This is a genomic window from Kitasatospora sp. NPDC058046 (assembly GCF_042885595.1).
Classification (GTDB): Bacteria; Actinomycetota; Actinomycetes; order Streptomycetales; family Streptomycetaceae; genus Kitasatospora.
The window spans coordinates 53,800-71,092 of the sequence record NZ_JBHVRS010000024.1 but is presented as its reverse complement, the minus strand read 5'-3'; the positions used below and the strand labels follow the sequence as shown (position 1 = coordinate 71,092).

12 protein-coding genes are annotated in these 17,293 nt (G+C 74.2%); 6 read left to right on the top strand and 6 right to left on the bottom strand.

The window, feature by feature from the left end:
• The first annotated feature begins 97 nt into the window (after positions 1 to 97).
• Positions 98 to 280: a hypothetical protein gene (locus ACFVU7_RS36015; RefSeq protein ID WP_049658969.1), complete on the top strand. Its 183-nt coding sequence runs from the start codon at positions 98 to 100 to the stop codon at positions 278 to 280.
• A gap of 21 nt (positions 281 to 301) precedes the next feature.
• On the opposite strand, the gene ACFVU7_RS36010 is transcribed toward ACFVU7_RS36015, so the two are convergent.
• The 3 genes from ACFVU7_RS36010 to ACFVU7_RS36000 all read right to left on the bottom strand — a co-directional run bounded on the left by ACFVU7_RS36010 (position 302) and on the right by ACFVU7_RS36000 (position 7,624).
• Positions 302 to 1,291, bottom strand: a complete 990-nt coding sequence (locus ACFVU7_RS36010; protein ID WP_380743290.1) for an ABC transporter ATP-binding protein — start codon at positions 1,289 to 1,291, stop codon at positions 302 to 304.
• Positions 1,292 to 1,424: 133 nt separating this feature from the next.
• The gene (locus ACFVU7_RS36005) at positions 1,425 to 4,271 is read right to left on the bottom strand and encodes a hypothetical protein (protein WP_388049600.1); all 2,847 of its coding nucleotides are present in this window, start codon (positions 4,269 to 4,271) and stop codon (positions 1,425 to 1,427) included.
• Entirely contained in the window at positions 4,268 to 7,624 is a 3,357-nt protein-coding gene (locus ACFVU7_RS36000; RefSeq protein WP_388049597.1) for an ABC transporter permease, read from the bottom strand. Before ACFVU7_RS36000 ends, ACFVU7_RS36005 begins: the two co-directional genes overlap by 4 nt.
• A 430-nt stretch (positions 7,625 to 8,054) precedes the next feature.
• Here ACFVU7_RS36000 and ACFVU7_RS35995 point away from each other — a divergent pair, with 430 nt between their 5' ends.
• A complete protein-coding gene (locus ACFVU7_RS35995) occupies positions 8,055 to 8,786 on the top strand; it encodes an ABC transporter ATP-binding protein (protein ID WP_049656422.1) in 732 nt (243 codons plus the stop codon).
• Between the two features lie 123 nt (positions 8,787 to 8,909).
• On the opposite strand, the gene ACFVU7_RS35990 is transcribed toward ACFVU7_RS35995, so the two are convergent.
• The 3 genes from ACFVU7_RS35990 to ACFVU7_RS35980 all read right to left on the bottom strand — a co-directional run bounded on the left by ACFVU7_RS35990 (position 8,910) and on the right by ACFVU7_RS35980 (position 13,528).
• Positions 8,910 to 10,532: an FAD-dependent oxidoreductase gene (locus tag ACFVU7_RS35990; protein WP_388049595.1), complete on the bottom strand. Its 1,623-nt coding sequence runs from the start codon at positions 10,530 to 10,532 to the stop codon at positions 8,910 to 8,912.
• A gap of 364 nt (positions 10,533 to 10,896) precedes the next feature.
• Positions 10,897 to 12,516, bottom strand: coding sequence for an alpha/beta hydrolase (locus ACFVU7_RS35985; RefSeq protein WP_198959396.1), 1,620 nt, complete (start codon positions 12,514 to 12,516; stop codon positions 10,897 to 10,899).
• Between the two features lie 406 nt (positions 12,517 to 12,922).
• Entirely contained in the window at positions 12,923 to 13,528 is a 606-nt protein-coding gene (locus ACFVU7_RS35980; protein WP_388049592.1) for a TetR/AcrR family transcriptional regulator, read from the bottom strand.
• A 200-nt stretch (positions 13,529 to 13,728) separates the two neighbouring features.
• On the opposite strand from ACFVU7_RS35980, the gene ACFVU7_RS35975 reads away from it, so the two are divergent.
• The 4 genes from ACFVU7_RS35975 (at position 13,729) to ACFVU7_RS35960 (ending at position 17,024) form a co-directional block, all read left to right on the top strand.
• On the top strand, positions 13,729 to 14,979 hold the full coding sequence (locus ACFVU7_RS35975; RefSeq protein WP_388049589.1) for an FAD-dependent monooxygenase: 1,251 nt from the start codon (positions 13,729 to 13,731) through the stop codon (positions 14,977 to 14,979).
• A gap of 57 nt (positions 14,980 to 15,036) precedes the next feature.
• Positions 15,037 to 15,558, top strand: coding sequence for a MarR family winged helix-turn-helix transcriptional regulator (locus ACFVU7_RS35970; protein WP_049656412.1), 522 nt, complete (start codon positions 15,037 to 15,039; stop codon positions 15,556 to 15,558).
• Between the two features lie 114 nt (positions 15,559 to 15,672).
• Positions 15,673 to 16,161, top strand: a complete 489-nt coding sequence (locus ACFVU7_RS35965) for a hypothetical protein (protein WP_181970462.1) — start codon at positions 15,673 to 15,675, stop codon at positions 16,159 to 16,161.
• Positions 16,158 to 17,024: an NmrA family NAD(P)-binding protein gene (locus ACFVU7_RS35960; RefSeq protein WP_388049585.1), complete on the top strand. Its 867-nt coding sequence runs from the start codon at positions 16,158 to 16,160 to the stop codon at positions 17,022 to 17,024. Before ACFVU7_RS35965 ends, ACFVU7_RS35960 begins: the two co-directional genes overlap by 4 nt.
• Positions 17,025 to 17,293: the final 269 nt, after the last annotated feature.

The following is a 17,293-nucleotide window of genomic DNA, read 5'->3' as shown; positions in this document are numbered from 1 at the left end:
CGTGGGCACTCGATCGTGCGGCCCGACCTGCCGATACATCCCCGGCAGCGCCGTGCACGTCGCTGTGGGCCGCACCGTCCCCCCAGGAGGCACTCCCTTGACCTGGCTACGCGTCCTGACCGCACTGGGCATCCTCGCCGTGGCGGCCAGTGCCCTGATCGTCTTCGCCCTCTGCACCGCCACCTCGCGCGGCGAGCGCGCCGCGGAGGAGGCGCCGCCCGACCTCCGGGCGGACGCCGAGGGCAGCGGCCTCTTCCAGCGGATGGGCGGCGACAGCTGACGCCGCGCCGCCCACCGCCGGTCAGTGCCCGGCGATGTCGTCCGGCCGGACCTCGATGTGGTCGGCGGCGAGATCGACCGCCACCCGGTGCTCCATGCCGAGCGACTCCAGGAACTTGACCGGCAGCTGCACCCGGCCGCTGCGGTCCAGCATCACGTACTCGCGCTCGTTCACCGACTCCTCGCCGTGCTCGTCCGTCACGGTGCGGCGCAGCACCTCGCTGGCGGTCCGCCCGTCCCGGATCGCGACCGTGCGACGGACCTCGCCCGCGACCATCGGGTCGTGGGTGACGATCACGACGGTGGCGCCCAGTTCGCGGTTGACGGTGCGGAAGGACTCGAAGATGATCCCGGCGGTCTCCGAGTCCAGCTCGCCGGTGGGCTCGTCGGCGAGCAGCACCGGCGGGTTGTTGGCCATCGCCACCGCGATCGCCACCCGCTGCTGCTGGCCGCCGGAGAGCTCGTTGGGCTTGCGGTGGGCGAGCTCGCCGATCTCCAGCGCCTCCATCAGCTCCGCCACCCGGGCCGCCTGCTGCCGGGCCCCGCCGGCGCCCGAACGACGACCGCGCAGCTGCATCGGCAGGGCGATGTTCTCGGCGGCGGTGAGGAAGGGCAGCAGGTTGCGGGCGGTCTGCTGCCAGATGAAGCCGACCACCTCGCGCCGGTAGCGCAGCCGCTCCTTGACCGACATCTCCAGCAGGTCGCAGCCGGCCACGGTGGCGGTGCCGGCGGTCGGCACGTCCAGCCCGGCGAGGATGGTGAGCAGCGTGGACTTGCCGCTGCCCGAGGCGCCGACCAGGGCGACCAGGTCGCCCTGGCGGATGGTCAGCTCCAGGCCCTGGAGCGCCTGGACCTCGACCCCCTCCGCGCTGAAGATCCGGACCAGCCGGTCGCAGACGATGGCCGCTCCCTCGCCGTACGCCTTGGGCGAGGCGGCGGCGAGGGCCCGCTGCTGGAGCTCCTGGAGGCTGGGGGCCTCGGCGACCGTCCGCTCCTGGGGAGTGCTCTTCACCGGTGGTCTCCTGTCTCGACTGTCTGCTTCATCGCACCGCTCTCCACTGTCCCGGCGGACCGGGCCGCTGTCACGGCCCGTGCACCGCCCCCGCCCGCCGCTCCCGGCGGGTCCGCCGCCGTCCGTACCGGCCTCATTGCCGTTCCCCCGCTCGCAGTTCGGTGGCGATCTGGCGCCGGCCGGCGACCAGGGTCTCCAGCACCACCCCGAGGCCGACCACCAGGGCCAGACCGGCGGTGGGCAGCAGCACCGGCAGCACCGCCGGGGCCAGGGTCTCGCCGACGGTGGCACCGACCAGCGCCGAGAGGTCGAAGGCGCCCCCGAGCAGGGCGACCGCGGCCAGCGCGACCAGCCCGCCGCCGACGGCCGCCGCCAGGGTCTGCGGCAACGCCTCGGCGATGATCAGCACCAGGCCCTGCCGGGGCCGCAGGCCCATGGTGCGCAGCCGGGCGAGCACCGCCGTACGGTCCGGCGCGGCCCGCAGCAGCGTCAGCAGCACGGCCAGCAGGGCGAAGCCGGCGGCGGCGAAGCCCGAGTACCAGAACAGCCGCCCGGCGGCGTGCTGCACCGGGTCGCCGGCCAGCTCGGCGATCTTCTCGCGGCTGCTGTGCACCACGTAACCGGGGGGCAGGCCGGCGGTGGTCTTCCCGGCCGCCGTGGCCTCCGCGTCGATCAGCTTGGCGACGCGCCCCAGGAGCTCGCCGCTGCCGATGGCGCGCTCCCGCAGCAGGGCGCGGACCCGGTCCGGATCGACGTCGCCGACGGCGAACCACTTGTTCACCCGGTTCGACCGCTTGAGCTCCGGCAGGTGCTCCGCGGCGGGGCCGGCCGGCACCACGACGAAGGGCTTGCCGGGGTCCGGGAAGGCGGGCGTGGCGGTGACGATCCCCGCGACGCTGGTGGCCATCTGGCTGCCGGAGGGCGTGCGCACCTGCGGTGCGCCCGAGTCCAGGTGCGCGGCCAGGTCCCGGCTGAACAGCGCGGGGACCGGGCCGTCCTTGCCGCCCGGGGCGGCGGTCAGCCTGGCCGGGTCGTACCCGCCGACCCCGACGGTGCGGGAGATCTCCGCGTAGGCCTCGGGCTCGACCACCACCAGGACGGCCTCGGCGGTCTCCCGGTCGGCGCCGACGAAGGTGGCCCGCTCCTCGATCCACGCGCCGGTCGCCGCCCGGACGCCGGGCAGTTCGCCGGCCGCCTTGGTGAAGGCCTCCGGCAGGTTGGCGTAGAGCGGGACGGAGACGGACACGTCGCCGCCGGTGGAGAGCCGGGCGGCACGCGCCCGGGAGTGGTCCACCGTGTCGAGCACGGTGGCCCCGAAGCCGGTGGCGGTGACGGCGATCAGCAGGGCGAGCAGCGGCAGCGCGGAGGGCCGCCGCCGGCCCGAGTTGTCGCGGGCGGCCCGGACCAGGCCGAGGAAGCCGACCAGGCCGCGGCCGCGGCCGGCGAGTGCGGCCAGCCAGCCGACCACGACCGGCTCGATCCTCGCCAGCAGCAGGCCGCCGGAGACGGCGAGCAGCAGCGGGGCGGCCACCAGCAGCGGGTCGACGCCGCTACCGGGGTGGCCGACGCCGCGACGTCGGACCTCGGCCACGGCCGCGGCGGTGACGGCCAGCACGGCGAGTTCGCCGACCATCCGGCGCCAGCCGCCGGCCGCCCGCGGGCGCGCCCAGAGCAGCGCGGCCCGGACCGGGAAGACCAGGATCGCGAGCAGGGTCACGGCGAGCGCCAGCAGCACCGGGGTGCCCCAGCGCGGGGTGGGCAGCAGCACCAGCGCGAGGGCCGTGCCGAGCACGGCGGCGGGCAGCACGGTCACCGCGCCCTCCCCGAGCAGCCGCAGCAGCACCCCGGTGCGCGAGCCGCCGCGGGCCTGGAGCAGCCGGATCTCGGCCGTGCGCCGGTCCGTGCTGAGCGCCGCGGCCAGGCAGAGCACCACGACCGCGACGCCGGCGACACCGGCCGGCCCGATGGCGCCGAGCGGGGCCGCGGCCTGGTAGCGGGCGGTGGCCCGGGCGAGGACGTCCGGCATCAGCGAGGTGGCGTGCAGGTCGGCCCGGAGGGTGGCGTCGATCAGGGCGGTCATGCCGGGGCCGGCCGTGTACGAGCCGAGGACCTCGCGGGTGTGGTCGAGCTCGTCGGCGCGCAGCGAGCCGGGGTCGACGGGAAGCCGCCAGAAGTTCTGGCCGCTCGAACCCCAGCGGGCCAGCGCGGTCAGGCTGCCGCCGTCGACGAAGCCGCTGGTCCAGTACCACGCGTCCTCGCCCTTGACGCCCAGGCAGGCCCTGGACGGGCAGCCGAGTCCCTCCCAGAACGGGTCCTGGGGGTCGTTGACCCGGTAGAGGCCGGTCACGGTGGTGCGCAGCGCGACCGGTCCGTCGGTGCCGCTCTCGATGACGTCGCCGACCTTGATGTTGATGGCCTCGGCGGCCTGCTGGCTCAGCGCGATCGGCAGCGGGCCGTCGACCGGGGCGGGGCCCGGCCAGGTGCCCGCGGTCAGCGTCGCCCGGTCGGCGAGGCCGTGCAGGTAGAACAGGCCGAGCCCCGGGACGGCCCGGTCGGAGAGCCGGGTGAACCCCGGGTTGAACATCTTCCGCTCGGTCTTGATCCGGGTGCCGTGGACCTGGGCGGACGCGCTCAGCGGCAGCTGCCGTCCGATCTGCGCGTCGAACTTCCGCTGCAGGGCTTCGAGGGCGGCGCCGTCGTCGCCGGGGGCCAGCCCGGAGGTGACCTCCAGGTTGGTGACGTTGGTGCCCAGGCCGCGCGTGAACTCCTGGAGCGCGCTGTCCGCGTTCCGGTCCGCGATGCGCGGGAAGGCCGCCGCCAGGAAGACGGTGACGAGCGCGAGGGCCGCCGTGAGCAACGCGGCCAGCGGCATCGCGCGCAGCCGGGTGCGCACCCAGGGCGCGGGCCGGTGGGCCCGCGCCGGTTCGGGCGCCGGCGGCGGCGCGGGGGTGGGCACGGTGGTGCCGGCCTTGGTGGTCACATCTCCTCCACGTGGCGCAGCCGCGCGGCCACGTCTCGACGCCGGCGGCCGATCAGGAAGGCCGACAGCAGCGGGACGACGGCGATCGCCCCCGCGAACAGCAGCGCCTGACCGAACGGCAGCTCGACCAGGGCCTCCGGCACCGGGCGGCGGGCCGCCGGGGTCAGCACCACGAAGGGCACGATCAGCCGGACGAGCAGGGCTCCGAGGGCGAGGCCGACGATCCCGCCCAGGCCGACCAGCACCGCGTTCTCGGCGGCGACGGTCCGGGTGACCTGCTTGCGCGGGGCGCCCAGGGCGAGCAGCAGCGCGGAGTCCCGGGAGCGCTCGTGCGCCGAACCGGCCACCGCGGCGGCGAAGCCGATCGCGGCGAGCACGGCGGTGACGATCGCGATGGCCATCAGCGCGCTCTGCGGGGCGGCGCCGACCGGGTCGCCGAGGAGGCCCTCGGAGACCTCCTCGTAGAGCGCGAGGTCCTGGCTGCCGGGCGCGCCGCGCAGGGCGGCGGCGGCCTCGGCCGGGATGCGGTCGCCCGGCCCCGTGGCGGGCAGCCACCACTCGGTGCGGGACGGCAGGTTGCGGTCCTGGACGGACAGCATCCGGGCGACCGAGCCGAGGTCCAGCAGCAGCGCCCGCTGGCCGGCCACCGGGAGGGCCTCGACCGCGCCGGTCACCTTGACCGGGACGACGACCCCGCTGAACGGCACCTGGAGGGTGTCGCCGACGGAGGCTCCGACGGACTTCAGGTAGTCGTGGGTGGCGACGCCGTTGACGGCGGCCGGCAGCGGCGCCCCGGTCGGGCTCAGCACCGCGCGGATCGGGTCTCCGATGCCGCCCGCGGGGTGGTAGCGGACCGTGAACAGGCTGTCGGGCGCGGCCGCTTCGGAGGCGAGCGCGGCCACCGGCGAGCCGCCCGCGCCGTTGCGGGACTCCGGCGGCTTGATGGTCCAGCCGGCACCGGACGGCACCGGGACGGCGGTGGACGGTCCGTCGGCGGTGTCCGAGACGGCCAGGTTCCGCAGGGTGACCTCGCCCTCGCTGCGGTCGCCGAAGGCGACGTTCGCGCCGACCACGGTCAGCGGGGCGGCGACCGAGCCCACCGGGGCGTCGACCAGCGCGCCGAGCCGGATCGAGGAGTGGGCCTGGCCGTTCATCGGGAGCTCGCCGAACGGGACCTTGTGGACCAGGCCGAAGCGGTCGCGCAGCAGCAACCGGACCTCGGGCTGGATCGGGACGCTGGTGAACCGCGAGTTCTTCGGCTCCTGCTGGCTCACCGCGATGTCCGCGTCGATCCGCAGCGGGCTGCCGGGCAGCGGGATGCCGGCGGGGGCGGGGGAGGCGAGCGAGCCGAAGACCTCCGTGCCGGTGCGGCCGTCGAGCAGGTCGGAGCGGACCGGGACGCGTTCGGCGAAGGCGGCGGCGTCCACGGCCATCAGCTGGCCGGAGCCGCCCTGCAGCGGCTGCTCGTCGCGCACCACCGCGACCAGCCGGTCGCCGCCGGGCAGGCTGCCGTAGCGGCCGCCCTGACCCATCGGCGCGTTGTGCGAGCCGGAGATGCGCAGGCCGCCGGCCGTGGCGAAGGCCGCCTGGTCGCGCTGGGAGGCGGTCCAGGTGGCGTGCTGACCGAGCGCCAGGACGCCGGTGGCCACGGCCATGACGAGGAGCAGGACGGGGCCGGTGGCGCGGCCGGGCCGGCGGGCCAGCTGCCAGCCGACCATGGCGGGGCCGAGGCCGCTGCCCCGGGCCGCCGCGCGGGCGCCGAGCCGGGCGACGACCGGCAGCAGCCGCAGCACCACCAGGGTGCCGGCGCACAGGGCGAGGGTCGGGGTGGCGACCAGCAGCAGGTCCACGTCCAGCCGGCCGGTGGAGTCGGGGGACAGCCCGCCGCCGTACTGGTCGAGCTGCTGGTAGGCGAGCGCGGCCAGGGCGAGCACGGCGATGTCGCCGCCGTTGCGGGCGACGCCGGAGACCACCGCCTGGCGGCGGCCGGCCCGGCGGCGCAGGGCGGCCCCGACGCCGCGCACCACGCTCGGCACGGTGGCCAGCAGGATGCAGGCGAACGCGCAGACCACGGCCACCGGCCAGAGCGACCAGCTGATGCCGGTGTCCAGGGCGACCTGGTGGGCGCTGCCGAGGCCGGCCAGCGCGCGGACCAGGAACGGGGTCAGCAGCGGCGCGAACACCGCCGCGGGCAGGGCCAGCAGCAGCGACTCCAGGGCGGTGAAGGAGCCGAGCCGGACGGCCGAGGCGCCGCGCGCGGCGAGCATCTCGTTCTCGGACTCCTGCCGCGCGGCGATCAGGTGCACGACCAGCAGCAGGGCCGCCGCGGCGAGCACCGCCAGCTGGAGGGCGCCGATCAGCAGGGTGGACCGGGCGACCACCATGCTGTCGGACAACTCGCGCATGATGTCGGGCAGTTCGGTCTTCGCGGCGAGCGAACCGGAGGTCCGCAGCTCATCGGAGAGGCGCTGGGCGCGGTCGCCGACGGCCTGCGCGGCGGCCCGGTCGACGCCGGAGAAGTCGGCGTCCAGCGACCAGCCGCGGCTGCTCTGGACCAGGCCGGCCGTGGTGAAGGCGCTCTGGTCGACCATCATCGGGCCGAAGGTGGTGAAGCCGGCGACCTCGATCTCGTGGCCGCCGACCGGGTCGATCCGCCAGTACGGGGCGGCCGGGTCGGTGGCCCGGTAGACGCCGGTGATCCGGACGGTCAGCGGCTTGCTGTCGTTCCGGTCGACGAGCCGGACCTCGGCGGGCAGGGCCTGCTCGGTCAGACCGAGCCGGCGCAGCAGGCTCTGCGGGACGGCGGCCTCCGGGGCAGCGGACTGGGCCGGCCCGGTGGCGGCGCCCGGCCAGGCGCCGGCCACCAGTTGGACCCGGCCGCGGTCGAGGTCGGCGAGGACCGTCAGGTCGAGCTGGGCGCCGGGGGCCTGGCCGGCGGAGGCGCCGGCTGCGCCGGTGCCGCTCGCCGGGCTGCCGTTGGCCGCGGTGCCGTTGGCCGGACTGCCGTTCGCCGCGGTGCCGTTCGCCGCACCCCCGGAGCCGGGCAGGCTGTAGGAGCGGCTGCGCATCACGCTGTCGGTGTGCACGGGCAGGTCGCCGAAGAGCTTCTGCCGGTAGGAGGCGAGCGCCTCCTCGTCCTTCGTCCGCTGGTCGAGCCCGTGCTCGCCGGTCACCGTCACCGTGGTCCGTGCGTGACCGGGCCCTTGGAGCGCCTGTCGCAGGCCGGCCTCGCCGACACTGCTGTTGAAGGCGACCAAGGCGGTCAGCACGGATGTGGTGATCAGCACCGCGAGCAGGACGGCGGCAGCCAGCGGCACTCGTCCGCGCAGTCGGCGCACGACGAAGCCGAGCATCAGGTTCCTCCCCCGGACTTACGTCCCCGGTTGCATCCCCGGGCCCCGCTCGTCGGTCCGATCCGAGTGCCGATCCGCGTGCAGATCGGTCACAGATGGACACACCGCGGGCACACCGGCGCATTGATCACCGGCTATCGGTCGCCGGATAGCGGACGATGCTGTCAGATTCGATCCAGGAACGGAAGGGACTTGCGCGAATCAAGTAAGCAGTGAGCAAATTCCTTTCATTGGTAGCATCCCGGCCGGGGATGCCCTACTTGAAATGCCATGAACACCTCACAAATCCGGCTTCGGCGCACTCCTTTGGCCCGGGACACCGACTTCTCGGATTCCCGCCCGGGAACGTGAACCGCCGGAGCACTCATATCCGTAGAACCGGACGGGACCCGGATGGAACCGGGCCGCCACGCCCACAGGGGGACGCCGCATGACGCAGCCTCAGGCCGCCACCGCCGACACCACCACCCAGCCGATGGTGGCCGTCACCGACCTCCGCCGGAGCTTCGGCACCGGTGAGCGGACCGTGCACGCCCTGCGCGGCGTCTCGTTCACCGTCGGCCGTGGTGAACTCACCGCGCTCAAGGGCCGGTCCGGCTCCGGCAAGACCACCCTGCTGAACCTGGTCGGCGGCCTGGACGCACCGACCGGCGGCAGCATCGCGCTGGACGGCATCGACCTCGCCTCGCTGGACGAGGACGGCCGGCTCGCCCTGCGGCGGGAGCGGATCGGCTTCGTCTTCCAGTCCTTCGGGCTGATCCCGATGCTCACCGCCGCCGAGAACGTCGGCGTGCCCCTGCGGCTGCGCAAGGCCCCGGCCGCCGAGCGCGAGGAGCGCGCCCACACCCTCCTCGCCCTGGTCGGCCTCGCCGACCACGCCAACCAGCGCCCCGGCGAGCTCTCCGGCGGCCAGCAGCAGCGCGTCGCCATCGCCCGTGCGCTGGCCAACCAGCCCAGCCTGATCATCGCCGACGAGCCGACCGGTCAGCTGGACTCCGAGACCGGCCGTTCGATCATGGAGCTGCTGCGCGCGGTGGTGCGCAGCGAGGGCGTCACCGTGCTGGTCGCCACCCACGACCCGACGCTGATGGGGCTCGCCGACCGGGTGATCGAGGTCCGGGACGGACGGATCGTCGAGGAGGAGGCGGAGCAGGCCGCCTAGCGGAACGGGCCCGGGCCCCGGGGCCGATCCCGGTGTGCGCTACGGGTGCGCGTGACCGGACTGCTCTACGGGGGTGGGGATGCGGGGTGCCTCCCCGCCCCCGTGGGGCGCCGGCGCTCGGACTCAGGGCCCGGCCGGGATGATCGATTGGGCGTGGTGGAACACCTCCTCCCCGTCCCAGTAGGCCTTGGTGCGTTGCAGCCGTGGGTAGTTGCCCTTGTAGTAGAGGCGCGGGTAGTCCGGGTCGGGCTGGTCGGCGGTGCCCAGGTCGGTGTCCGGGTAGTTGACGTAGGCACCGTCCGTCGCGGTGTCGACCTCCGGGACACCGCCCGTCCCCCGGTAGACGTCGCGGTACAGCCCGCTCAGGTAGGCGAGGTGCTTCTCGTCCTCGGCCGGGTCCGTCCAGTGCGTCTGGTACTGCAGCTTCATGATCGAGTCGCGCTGCGGGACGGCCGTCTCCTCGGGGCGGCGGGCGTTGATCCGGCAGCCGTAGGAGTCGATCTGGACCACCGTGTTCGAGAGGTCCACCCCCTCGACGTCCCGCGTCAGCCAGTCCCAGAAGGCGGCGATCTGCGCCGGGGCGAACGGCTCCCGGTGGTAGGCCGACTTGTGCTTGCCCCGCTCGTTGTCTCCCGAGGGGTTGAGCGTCATGGTCGCCTGGAACCAGGGCATCCGGCGCCGCTTGTCCGGGTAGGGCAGGAACAGCCCGCCGGCCGAGCGGGTCTGCACCACCGGGCGCGTCGTCATCCCCTGTTCGACGGCGGCCACGAAGGCGTCGAGCGGGGCCGGGTCCGCTCCGTCCCACTGGCTGAACAGGACGACGTTCCCGTTGGAGTGGTGGGTGAGCTTGAGGATGGCGAACAGCCCCTGGTACACCGCCTCCCGCGGGCCGCTGTGCTCGGCCATGAAAGCGCCGAAGTTGGCCACCAGGGTCTCGAAGTCGGCCGGCCGCCGGAGCAGTTCGGCCCAGGGCCAGGCCACGCTGCTCAGCCAGACCCGGGGCGGCGGCTGGGGCACGTCCGATGCGAAGTGGTAGCGCAGCACCACCCCGAAGTTCCCGCCCCCGCCGCCGGTGTGGGCCCAGAAGAGGTCCTGCTCGGGCGAGCCCGGCGCGTCCTCGCGGTGCGCCTTCGTCACCACCGCCCGGCCGCCCCGGACGGTGACCACGTCGACCTGGACGAGGTGGTCGACGGTGAGCCCGTGCCGCCGGGAGAGCAGGCCGTACCCGCCGCCGCAGACGTGCCCGCCCGCGCCGACCGAGTAGCAGGACCCGGCGGGCAGGGTGACGGCGTACTCCCGGAACAGCGTGGTGTAGACGTCCCAGTTGGTCGCGCCGCCGTCGACGCCGTAGGTGGGCCGGCCGAACTTGTCGGTCGAGGCGGCGACGCCGCGCATCGTGCCGAGGTCGAGGATGACGCCCTGGTCGTTGTCGACGAAACCCTCGTAGCAGTGCCCGCCGCCGCGGACCGTCGGCCGTAGCCCGGCGTCCAGCGCGCGGTTCACCTCGGCGACCGCGTCGGCCTCGTCGCCCACCAGCCGGATGTAGGCGGGACTGCTGCTCCACCGCTGGTTGAAGCCCTGGGCGAGGGTCTGGTAGCGGGGGTCACCGGGCAGCACCGACCGCCCCTTCGGCAGCTCCCGGCGCGCGCCCTCGGCCGCCGCCGCGCCCGTGGAAGCGGCGGTGATCCCGGTGGCCGCCGCGCCGGCACCGCCCAGGAATCCCCGCCGGGAGAATTCGTACCGCATGTTCCGTCCCCACTTTCCCGAGTCCGAGAGAAGCCGGCGGCCCGCACGCTAACACGGATATCCGGCCACGGGAATCGGTTAATGGAAAGTGTGACAGTACGTCATTCCTGCTGGTCCAGCCTGGTCTTGACCGTCACCTTGACGCCGGAATCCCATTGTCAGTGGCATGGGCTATGGTCGCCGACGAATCGCAGGAATCCGCTCCACGGGAGGTTCGATGACGATCCGTCTCCGCGTTCTCCGTGTTCTCCGGGCCCTCCCGGCCCTCCGGGAACTCGCCCGGAAAACACGGTCGTGGTGGCCGGCTGCACCGCCGACCACCACGACCGTCAAACCCTCCCCCGGGTCACCGGGGGCCGTTCCGTCAGACCGCCGGGAAGATCTCCGCGTCCGGCTTCAGCAGCTGGCCGGCCGCCGGCGCGGTGCCGTCGACCAGGTAGCGGGTGACCATCTTGTTCAGCGCCTGGCTGCGGCCGACCGCGCAGTGCTCGATCGAGTCGACGCTGACCAGCACCGCGTTGCCCAGCTCCTGCTGCATCCGCTGGGCGAACTTGTACTGGGTGGCCGGGTCGTAGAGGTTGCCGATGACCATCACGGTGTTGGAGGTCTTCTTGTTCCACGGGCCGGAGAAGCGCTCGGCGTCCCGGGCCGGGGCCGGCCAGCTCGCGCACGCGGGCGCGTCGAAGGCCTGGTAGCGGCCGAAGGTCGGCATCTCCTTCTCCCAGGCCTTGGCCGCGTTCGCGAACACCCGGTCGTTGGAGGGGTACGGCTTGTCCTGGCAGTTGACGGCCATGTAGGAGTCGTCCGCGGTGTACTCGGAGTCGACCGGGGCCTCCCGCAGCGCCGTCCGCGGGACGTCCACCGAGAGCAGGTTGGCGTCCTCGTCCGAGACGTTCGCTTGCGGGGCCAGCAGGGCGGCCGCGGCCGGCTTCTGGAACACCTGGTAGGTCGCCTGGAGGGACTTGGCCAGCGGGGCCAGCTTGGCCTGCGAGTACAGGGCGCTGGCCACCTCGCCGGTGAAGCTGCTCAGCGTCACCTTGGAGCCGTTCGGCAGCGTGATCGGGCTGGTCCGCAGGTGGTCGCGGAGCTGGTCGAACTTGGCCCGGGTGTCGCCCTCGCCGAAGGCGCAGCGCGGGGCGCCGGCGGTCTGGCAGCGCTTGAGGAACTCGTCCAGGGCCAGCTCGAAGCCGTTCGCCCGCTGGCGGTCGTACTCCAGGCCGTTGTGCAGGCGCAGGTTCGGGTCGACGTTGCCGTCGACGATGATCGCGCGGACCTTGTTCGGGTACATGTTGGCGTACGTCGAACCGATCAGGGTGCCGTAGGAGAACCCGGCGAAGGTGAGCTGGGCGTCACCGACGGCGCGGCGCATCCGGTCGAGGTCGCGCACCACGTTGATGGTCGACATGTGCTCGATCAGCGGGCCGGCGTTCTTGCTGCACGCGTCGGTGTAGTCCTGGTCCGCGTCCAGCGTCTCGTTGATCTCGGCCTTGGTGACCGGCACGCCGACCATGCGGTTGGTGACCGCGTCGGCGTCCTCCTGGGTCTTGAAGCACTTGAGCGGGTTGCTCCGGGCCACGCCGCGCGGGTCGAAGCCGACCAGGTCGAACTTCGACTGCACCTCGGTGCCGAAGCGGGCGGTCGTCGCCCACAGGTAGCCACTGCCGCCCGGGCCGCCCGGGTTGAGGAACAGCGAGCCGATCCGCTTCGACGGGTCGCTCGCCCGCCGCCGCATCATCGCGATGCCGACCTTCTCGCCCGACGGCTTGTCGTAGTCCAGCGGCACGGGGTAGACGGCACAGTCGTAGATGCCGGGGTCCGGCTTGGTCGGGTCGGGGTTGCACGGCGTCCAGGCGACGGGATCGACCTTCGCCTCGGCCAGGCTCGGGGTCTGGTCAATAGGCGCTGCCGAAGCGGCGGCGGCGGTGCCGGTGACAAGTGCGAGAGCGCAGGTGACCGCTCCGGCCAGCGTGGATATGCGGGACAAGGAACCTCCTCCGTACTGAAAGGGCGGCCCCAGCCTGTCAGTCGGAGATCTCCGTGGGAAGACCTGGGAGCGGCGTAAATCATCCACCTGTCATGTGACACATCGCGAAATATTCTGTGAATGAACCGACTTGACGGTTGATTGACCTGAGATTTCGTCATCCCGCGTTGCCGATCGACCGTCGGCCGCCCGGGTTCGGTGGGGGCGGGAGGCGTCCGGCGGGGGGCCTGCGCAGCCGACAAGGGCGCGGATTTCCCGCGCGGCCGAACACCCAGGGGCTCCCGCTATTGCGCGATCGGCTTCGAGGGCACGACGCTCCCCGCCGGTGCCCGGCGGCCCGTGGAGGGGAGATGGTCCCGGGCCTCGCCGGCGCGCCCCGGCTCGCGCCGGCGCGTAGCGGCACGCCTCAACTCGCGGCCGCTCCCCGCAGGGCGGCCGCCACCAGTCCCTGGATCGCGTCGGCACCGGGCTCGCCACCGCCCACCAGGTGCTCGAAGACTAGGCCGTCGACGCAGGCCAGCAGTGTGGTGGTCCGCCCGTCGGGATCGGCCACGCCCCGGTCGGCGAGGAACGCGCGGACGGCGGCGCGCCCGGCGTTCTCCCGCGGGACGAGAATCTCGCGCAGCTCGGGATCGCGCACGCTCTCCACCGCGCAGGCGTACCGGGCCAGCGAGCGCCACCGCCCGTCGCCGGACAGTCGTTGCCGCATCAACTCGGCGATGCCGTCGGCCAGTTCCGAAGCCGAACGGACCGTCACCCGCTCCCCCATGGCGTGCAGCTCGCCCTGGTCCAGCTCCACCAGCCGCCGCACCAGCGCGGTGAGCAGGGCCTGCCTGGTCCGCAGGTAGGCCGAGGTGGTTCCGACCGGCAGCCCGGCCGCCGCGTCGACCGCCCGGTGGGTCAGTCCGCGCACCCCGAGGTCGGCCAGCACCCCGATCGCGGCGTCCGCCAGCACCGTCCGGCGGTCCGGCCGCCCCGCATCGTCCCGCTTCTGGTCCTCGTGTCGCCGCATCCCTCCTTTCTACCGGGGCCGCGGCACCCGGCGCGCACCACCTCGGTCCGAGCCGACCGCCGACCGCCACCCCACCACCCCGAACCGCCCCGGCGGCCCCCGGCGGACCCGCCCCCACCCCCGTCCACCTGCCGACAGCCCCGTAGTACGCTCCTTCTACAGATGTAGAAAACAGCGCGGCAACACGGGAAGGACCGGGCATGAGCAGCAGCAGCGCGGTGGTGGTCGGGGGCGGCATCGGCGGACTGGCGGCCGCGATCGGGCTCCGACTGGCGGGGTGGGACGTGACCGTGGTCGAGCGGGCGGCCGTCCTGGACGATGCGGGCGCCGGCATCTCACTGGCCGCCAACGGGATGCGCGCGCTCGCCGCCCTGGGGGTCGGCGATGCGGTCGAGGCTGCCGCCCGCCGCCAGTACACCGGCGGCACCCGGACGCCGGACGGCCGCCGGCTCGCCGCGATGGACGGTGCGGCGCTGGAACGCGAGCTGGGCGCCCCGATCGTCGGGATCCCCCGCGCGGCCCTGCACCGCATCCTGCGCGAGGCGCTGCCCGCTGACTCCCTGGTCGTCGGCGCCGAGGTGACCGAACTGGACACCACTCGGCCGCTCCGGGTCCGGGCCGGCTTCGGCGGCACCATCCCAGCGACCGACACCCAGCAGGCCGACTCCCAGCAGACCGGCCCCCAGCACGCCGACCTCCCGAAGGCCGAGTTCCTGGAGGCCGACCTCCTGGTCGCGGCCGACGGCATCAACAGCCGGCTCCGGCGCCGCCTCTTCCCCGACCACCCCGGGCCGGTCTACAGCGGCTCGACGGTGCTCCGGGCGATCACCGAGCGCCCGGTCGACGGACTGAGGGCCGACTTCGAGATCACCTGGGGACACGGCGCCGAGTTCGGCCACATCGCCTTCCCGGACGGCACCGCCGAGTGGCACGCGGTCCTGAACGCCCCGGCCGGGGTCCGCTACCGGGACCCACTGGCCGAGGTCCGCCGCCGCTTCGCGCCCTGGCACGAGCCGATCCCCTCGCTGCTGGCCGCGACCCGGCCGGAGGCGGTGCTGCACCACGACATCAACGAGCTGACCATCCCGCTGCCCTCCTACGTCTCGGGGCGGGTCGCACTGCTCGGCGACGCGGCGCACGCCATGACGCCCCACCTCGGCCAGGGCGCCTGCCAGGCCCTGGAGGACGCGGTGACCCTGGCGGCGGCGCTCGCCGAGGCCCGGACGGTCGAAGGCGCGCTCGCCCGGTACGACGCGGCCCGCCGTCCGCGCAGCCAGACCGTGGCCCGGGACGCCCGCCGGGCCGGCCGGATGGGCCAGCAGCTGGCCCACCCCCTGGCGGTCGGCCTGCGCAACACCGCGATCCGGCTCACCCCGCCCGGCGCGATGGTCCGGACCGTCCTGCGGCACGCCGACTGGACGCCGCCGCGGATCGCTCCGCGTGCCGCCTAGGCACAAGCCCATGGTCCCGCTTGACGTGGAATCAAGTTAGGCGCCATATTACTTCTCGTGACCCAGTACTCCGCGGGCGGTCCCACCGCCCCCAGCCTCGACCAGGCGCGCCGCCAGATCGCCCGCTACGGCCTCTCGGCCGATCCGCAGGCGATTCTGGTCGCGACCCGGCTGATGGCGGCGGGCGCCCGGATCAACCAGGCCGGCGAGGTGCACTTCGGCCGCTTCGGCCTCTCCACCGGCCGCTACCGACTACTGGCGGACCTGGAGGACCACGGCGGCGAGAAGTCGCCCTCCCAGCTCGCAGCGAGTCTCGGCGTCTCCCGGGCGACGGTGACCGGCCTGGTCGACGGCCTGGAGCGGGAGGGCCTGGTGGCCCGCCGGCCGTCCACCGAGGACGGCCGCGGCAACGTGGTGATCCTCACCGCGCGGGGCGCCGACCGGCTGCGGGAGCTGGCGCCCGAGCACTTCGCCCGGATGCAGGCGCTGGTCGGGGGGCTCTCCACCGAGGAGCGCGCCACCTTCCTCGACCTGCTGGCCCGGGTGGTCGCGGGCATGGACGCGCTCACCGAAGACTGATCCGCACCCAGGCGGGCCGCCGTTCGGCGGCCCGCCTCCCCTCAGCCCTAATAGTTAGGTACCTAAGCACAAATACTTAGGTACCTAACTACCAACGAAAGGACATCCGCTCCGATGAGCAAGAAGGCCCCCGGCGCTCCCCCGCCCTTCGTCCTGTGGCGCGAGGTCCTGCTCGCCTACGCCATGCCCGCCGCCATGGCCGGGGCCGGTGGAGCCGTCACCGGCCAGCCCCAGCTGGTGGCCGCCGCGCTCACCACCATCGGCGGCACCTCCGCCCTGGTGGCCGCCGCCCTCGGCGCCGCACTGCGCCGCCGCCCCGTCCGCACCCGGCCCGCCCGGACCCCGCGCGCCCTCGCGGCCGCCGCACTCGGCCTGGCCGGAGCCGCGCTCGGCCTGGCCGTCGGCCTCGCCGCCGCCCACTGGCTGCCGCAGGTCCCCCGGCTGGCCGACAGCCCGTGGCCGCACCGGCTCCCCATCGACCTGCCGGTCTCCTCGGCGATCGCCGCCACCATCACCACCTGGCACTGGCGCGGCAGCCGCCCGGCCCGCACGGCACAGCACCGACTCCCCACCGCACCCCTCCCCGAAAGGCAGACGTCATGATCGTCATCATGGGCGCCGGTGGCGCCACCGGCGGCGCCACCCTCCGCAGCCTCGCCGCCCTCGGCGCACCGAGCCGCGCCCTCAGCCGCGAGCCCGCCCGGCTGGCCGCCGCACTCGACGAGCGCACCCTCGCCCGCACGGCCACCCTCCCGGCGGACGCCGCCGACCCGGCCTCCCTGCGCGCGGCCTTCCGCGGCGCGCACCAGCTCTTCCTCACCATGGCCAACGGCCCGCAGCAGGTCCGGTACGAGCTGAACGCGATCGAGGCGGCGGTCGACTGCGGCGTGGAGCACATCGTCAAGGTCTCCGCGCCCGCCGCCGAGCCGGACTCCCCCGTCGCCGTCTCCCGCGGCCACCACCTGATCGAGGAGCGGCTGCGCTCCTCCGGCATCACCATCACCGTCCTGCGGCCGTACGCGTTCATGCAGAAGCTGCTACTCCTGGCGCCCGGCATCGCCGCCGCCGGGATGGTGCACGGCGCGCTGGGACAGGCGCGTTGCAACTACGTGGACGCCCGGGACATCGGGGACGCGGCGGCCGAGGTGCTCACCCGCCCCGAGCTCGCCGGTGGCACCTATCCGCTCACCGGCGGGCGGGCCTACAGCTACCCGGAGCTCACCGCGCTGCTGGGCGAGCTGCTCGGCCGGCCGGTCCGCTACCTCGACCTGGGCCCGTCCGAGCTGCACGCCCACCTGGTCGGCCGGGCCGGGATGCCGGACTGGCTGGCCACCCACGTGGTGGAGATCCAGCAGCTCGCGGTGGTCCGCAAGGAGACGCCGGACGACACCTTCCTCCGCCTCGCCGGACGCGCTCCGCGCACCCTGGAGGCCTTCCTCGGCGAGAACCTGCACCGGTTCCGCTGACCGCCGGGCCGCACGGCGGGCCGGGACCGGACCGAGGGGACCGGAGCGCGAAACCCGGCCCGCCGACGGGCCCGCCACCCGAAGGGAGCAGCAATCGCTGTGGTGTGGATCACGGTCGAAGAATCGACCTGACGGTCCGTCAATTCCACTGACACCTCGTCACATGGGTTCCAACGGGGCTCAGTTATTGACTGACGAAGCGTCAGATTCGGCCACTCCGACGCCAGTTGGGCCGTGCGTCCGCTCCTGCCGGGTCGCCGCGCCGGGGC

Bases quoted from the DNA above. Each gene is read 5' to 3' on its own strand.
- ACFVU7_RS35965 (WP_181970462.1), top strand. From the start codon at position 15,673: ATGAGCAAGAAGGCCCCCGGCGCTCCCCCGCCCTTCGTCCTGTGGCGC.
- ACFVU7_RS35990 (WP_388049595.1), bottom strand. From the start codon at position 10,532: ATGCGGTACGAATTCTCCCGGCGGGGATTCCTGGGCGGTGCCGGCGCG.
- ACFVU7_RS36000 (WP_388049597.1), bottom strand. From the start codon at position 7,624: ATGCTCGGCTTCGTCGTGCGCCGACTGCGCGGACGAGTGCCGCTGGCT.
- ACFVU7_RS35960 (WP_388049585.1), top strand. From the start codon at position 16,158: ATGATCGTCATCATGGGCGCCGGTGGCGCCACCGGCGGCGCCACCCTC.
- ACFVU7_RS35995 (WP_049656422.1), top strand. From the start codon at position 8,055: ATGACGCAGCCTCAGGCCGCCACCGCCGACACCACCACCCAGCCGATG.
- ACFVU7_RS35975 (WP_388049589.1), top strand. From the start codon at position 13,729: ATGAGCAGCAGCAGCGCGGTGGTGGTCGGGGGCGGCATCGGCGGACTG.
- ACFVU7_RS35980 (WP_388049592.1), bottom strand. From the start codon at position 13,528: ATGCGGCGACACGAGGACCAGAAGCGGGACGATGCGGGGCGGCCGGAC.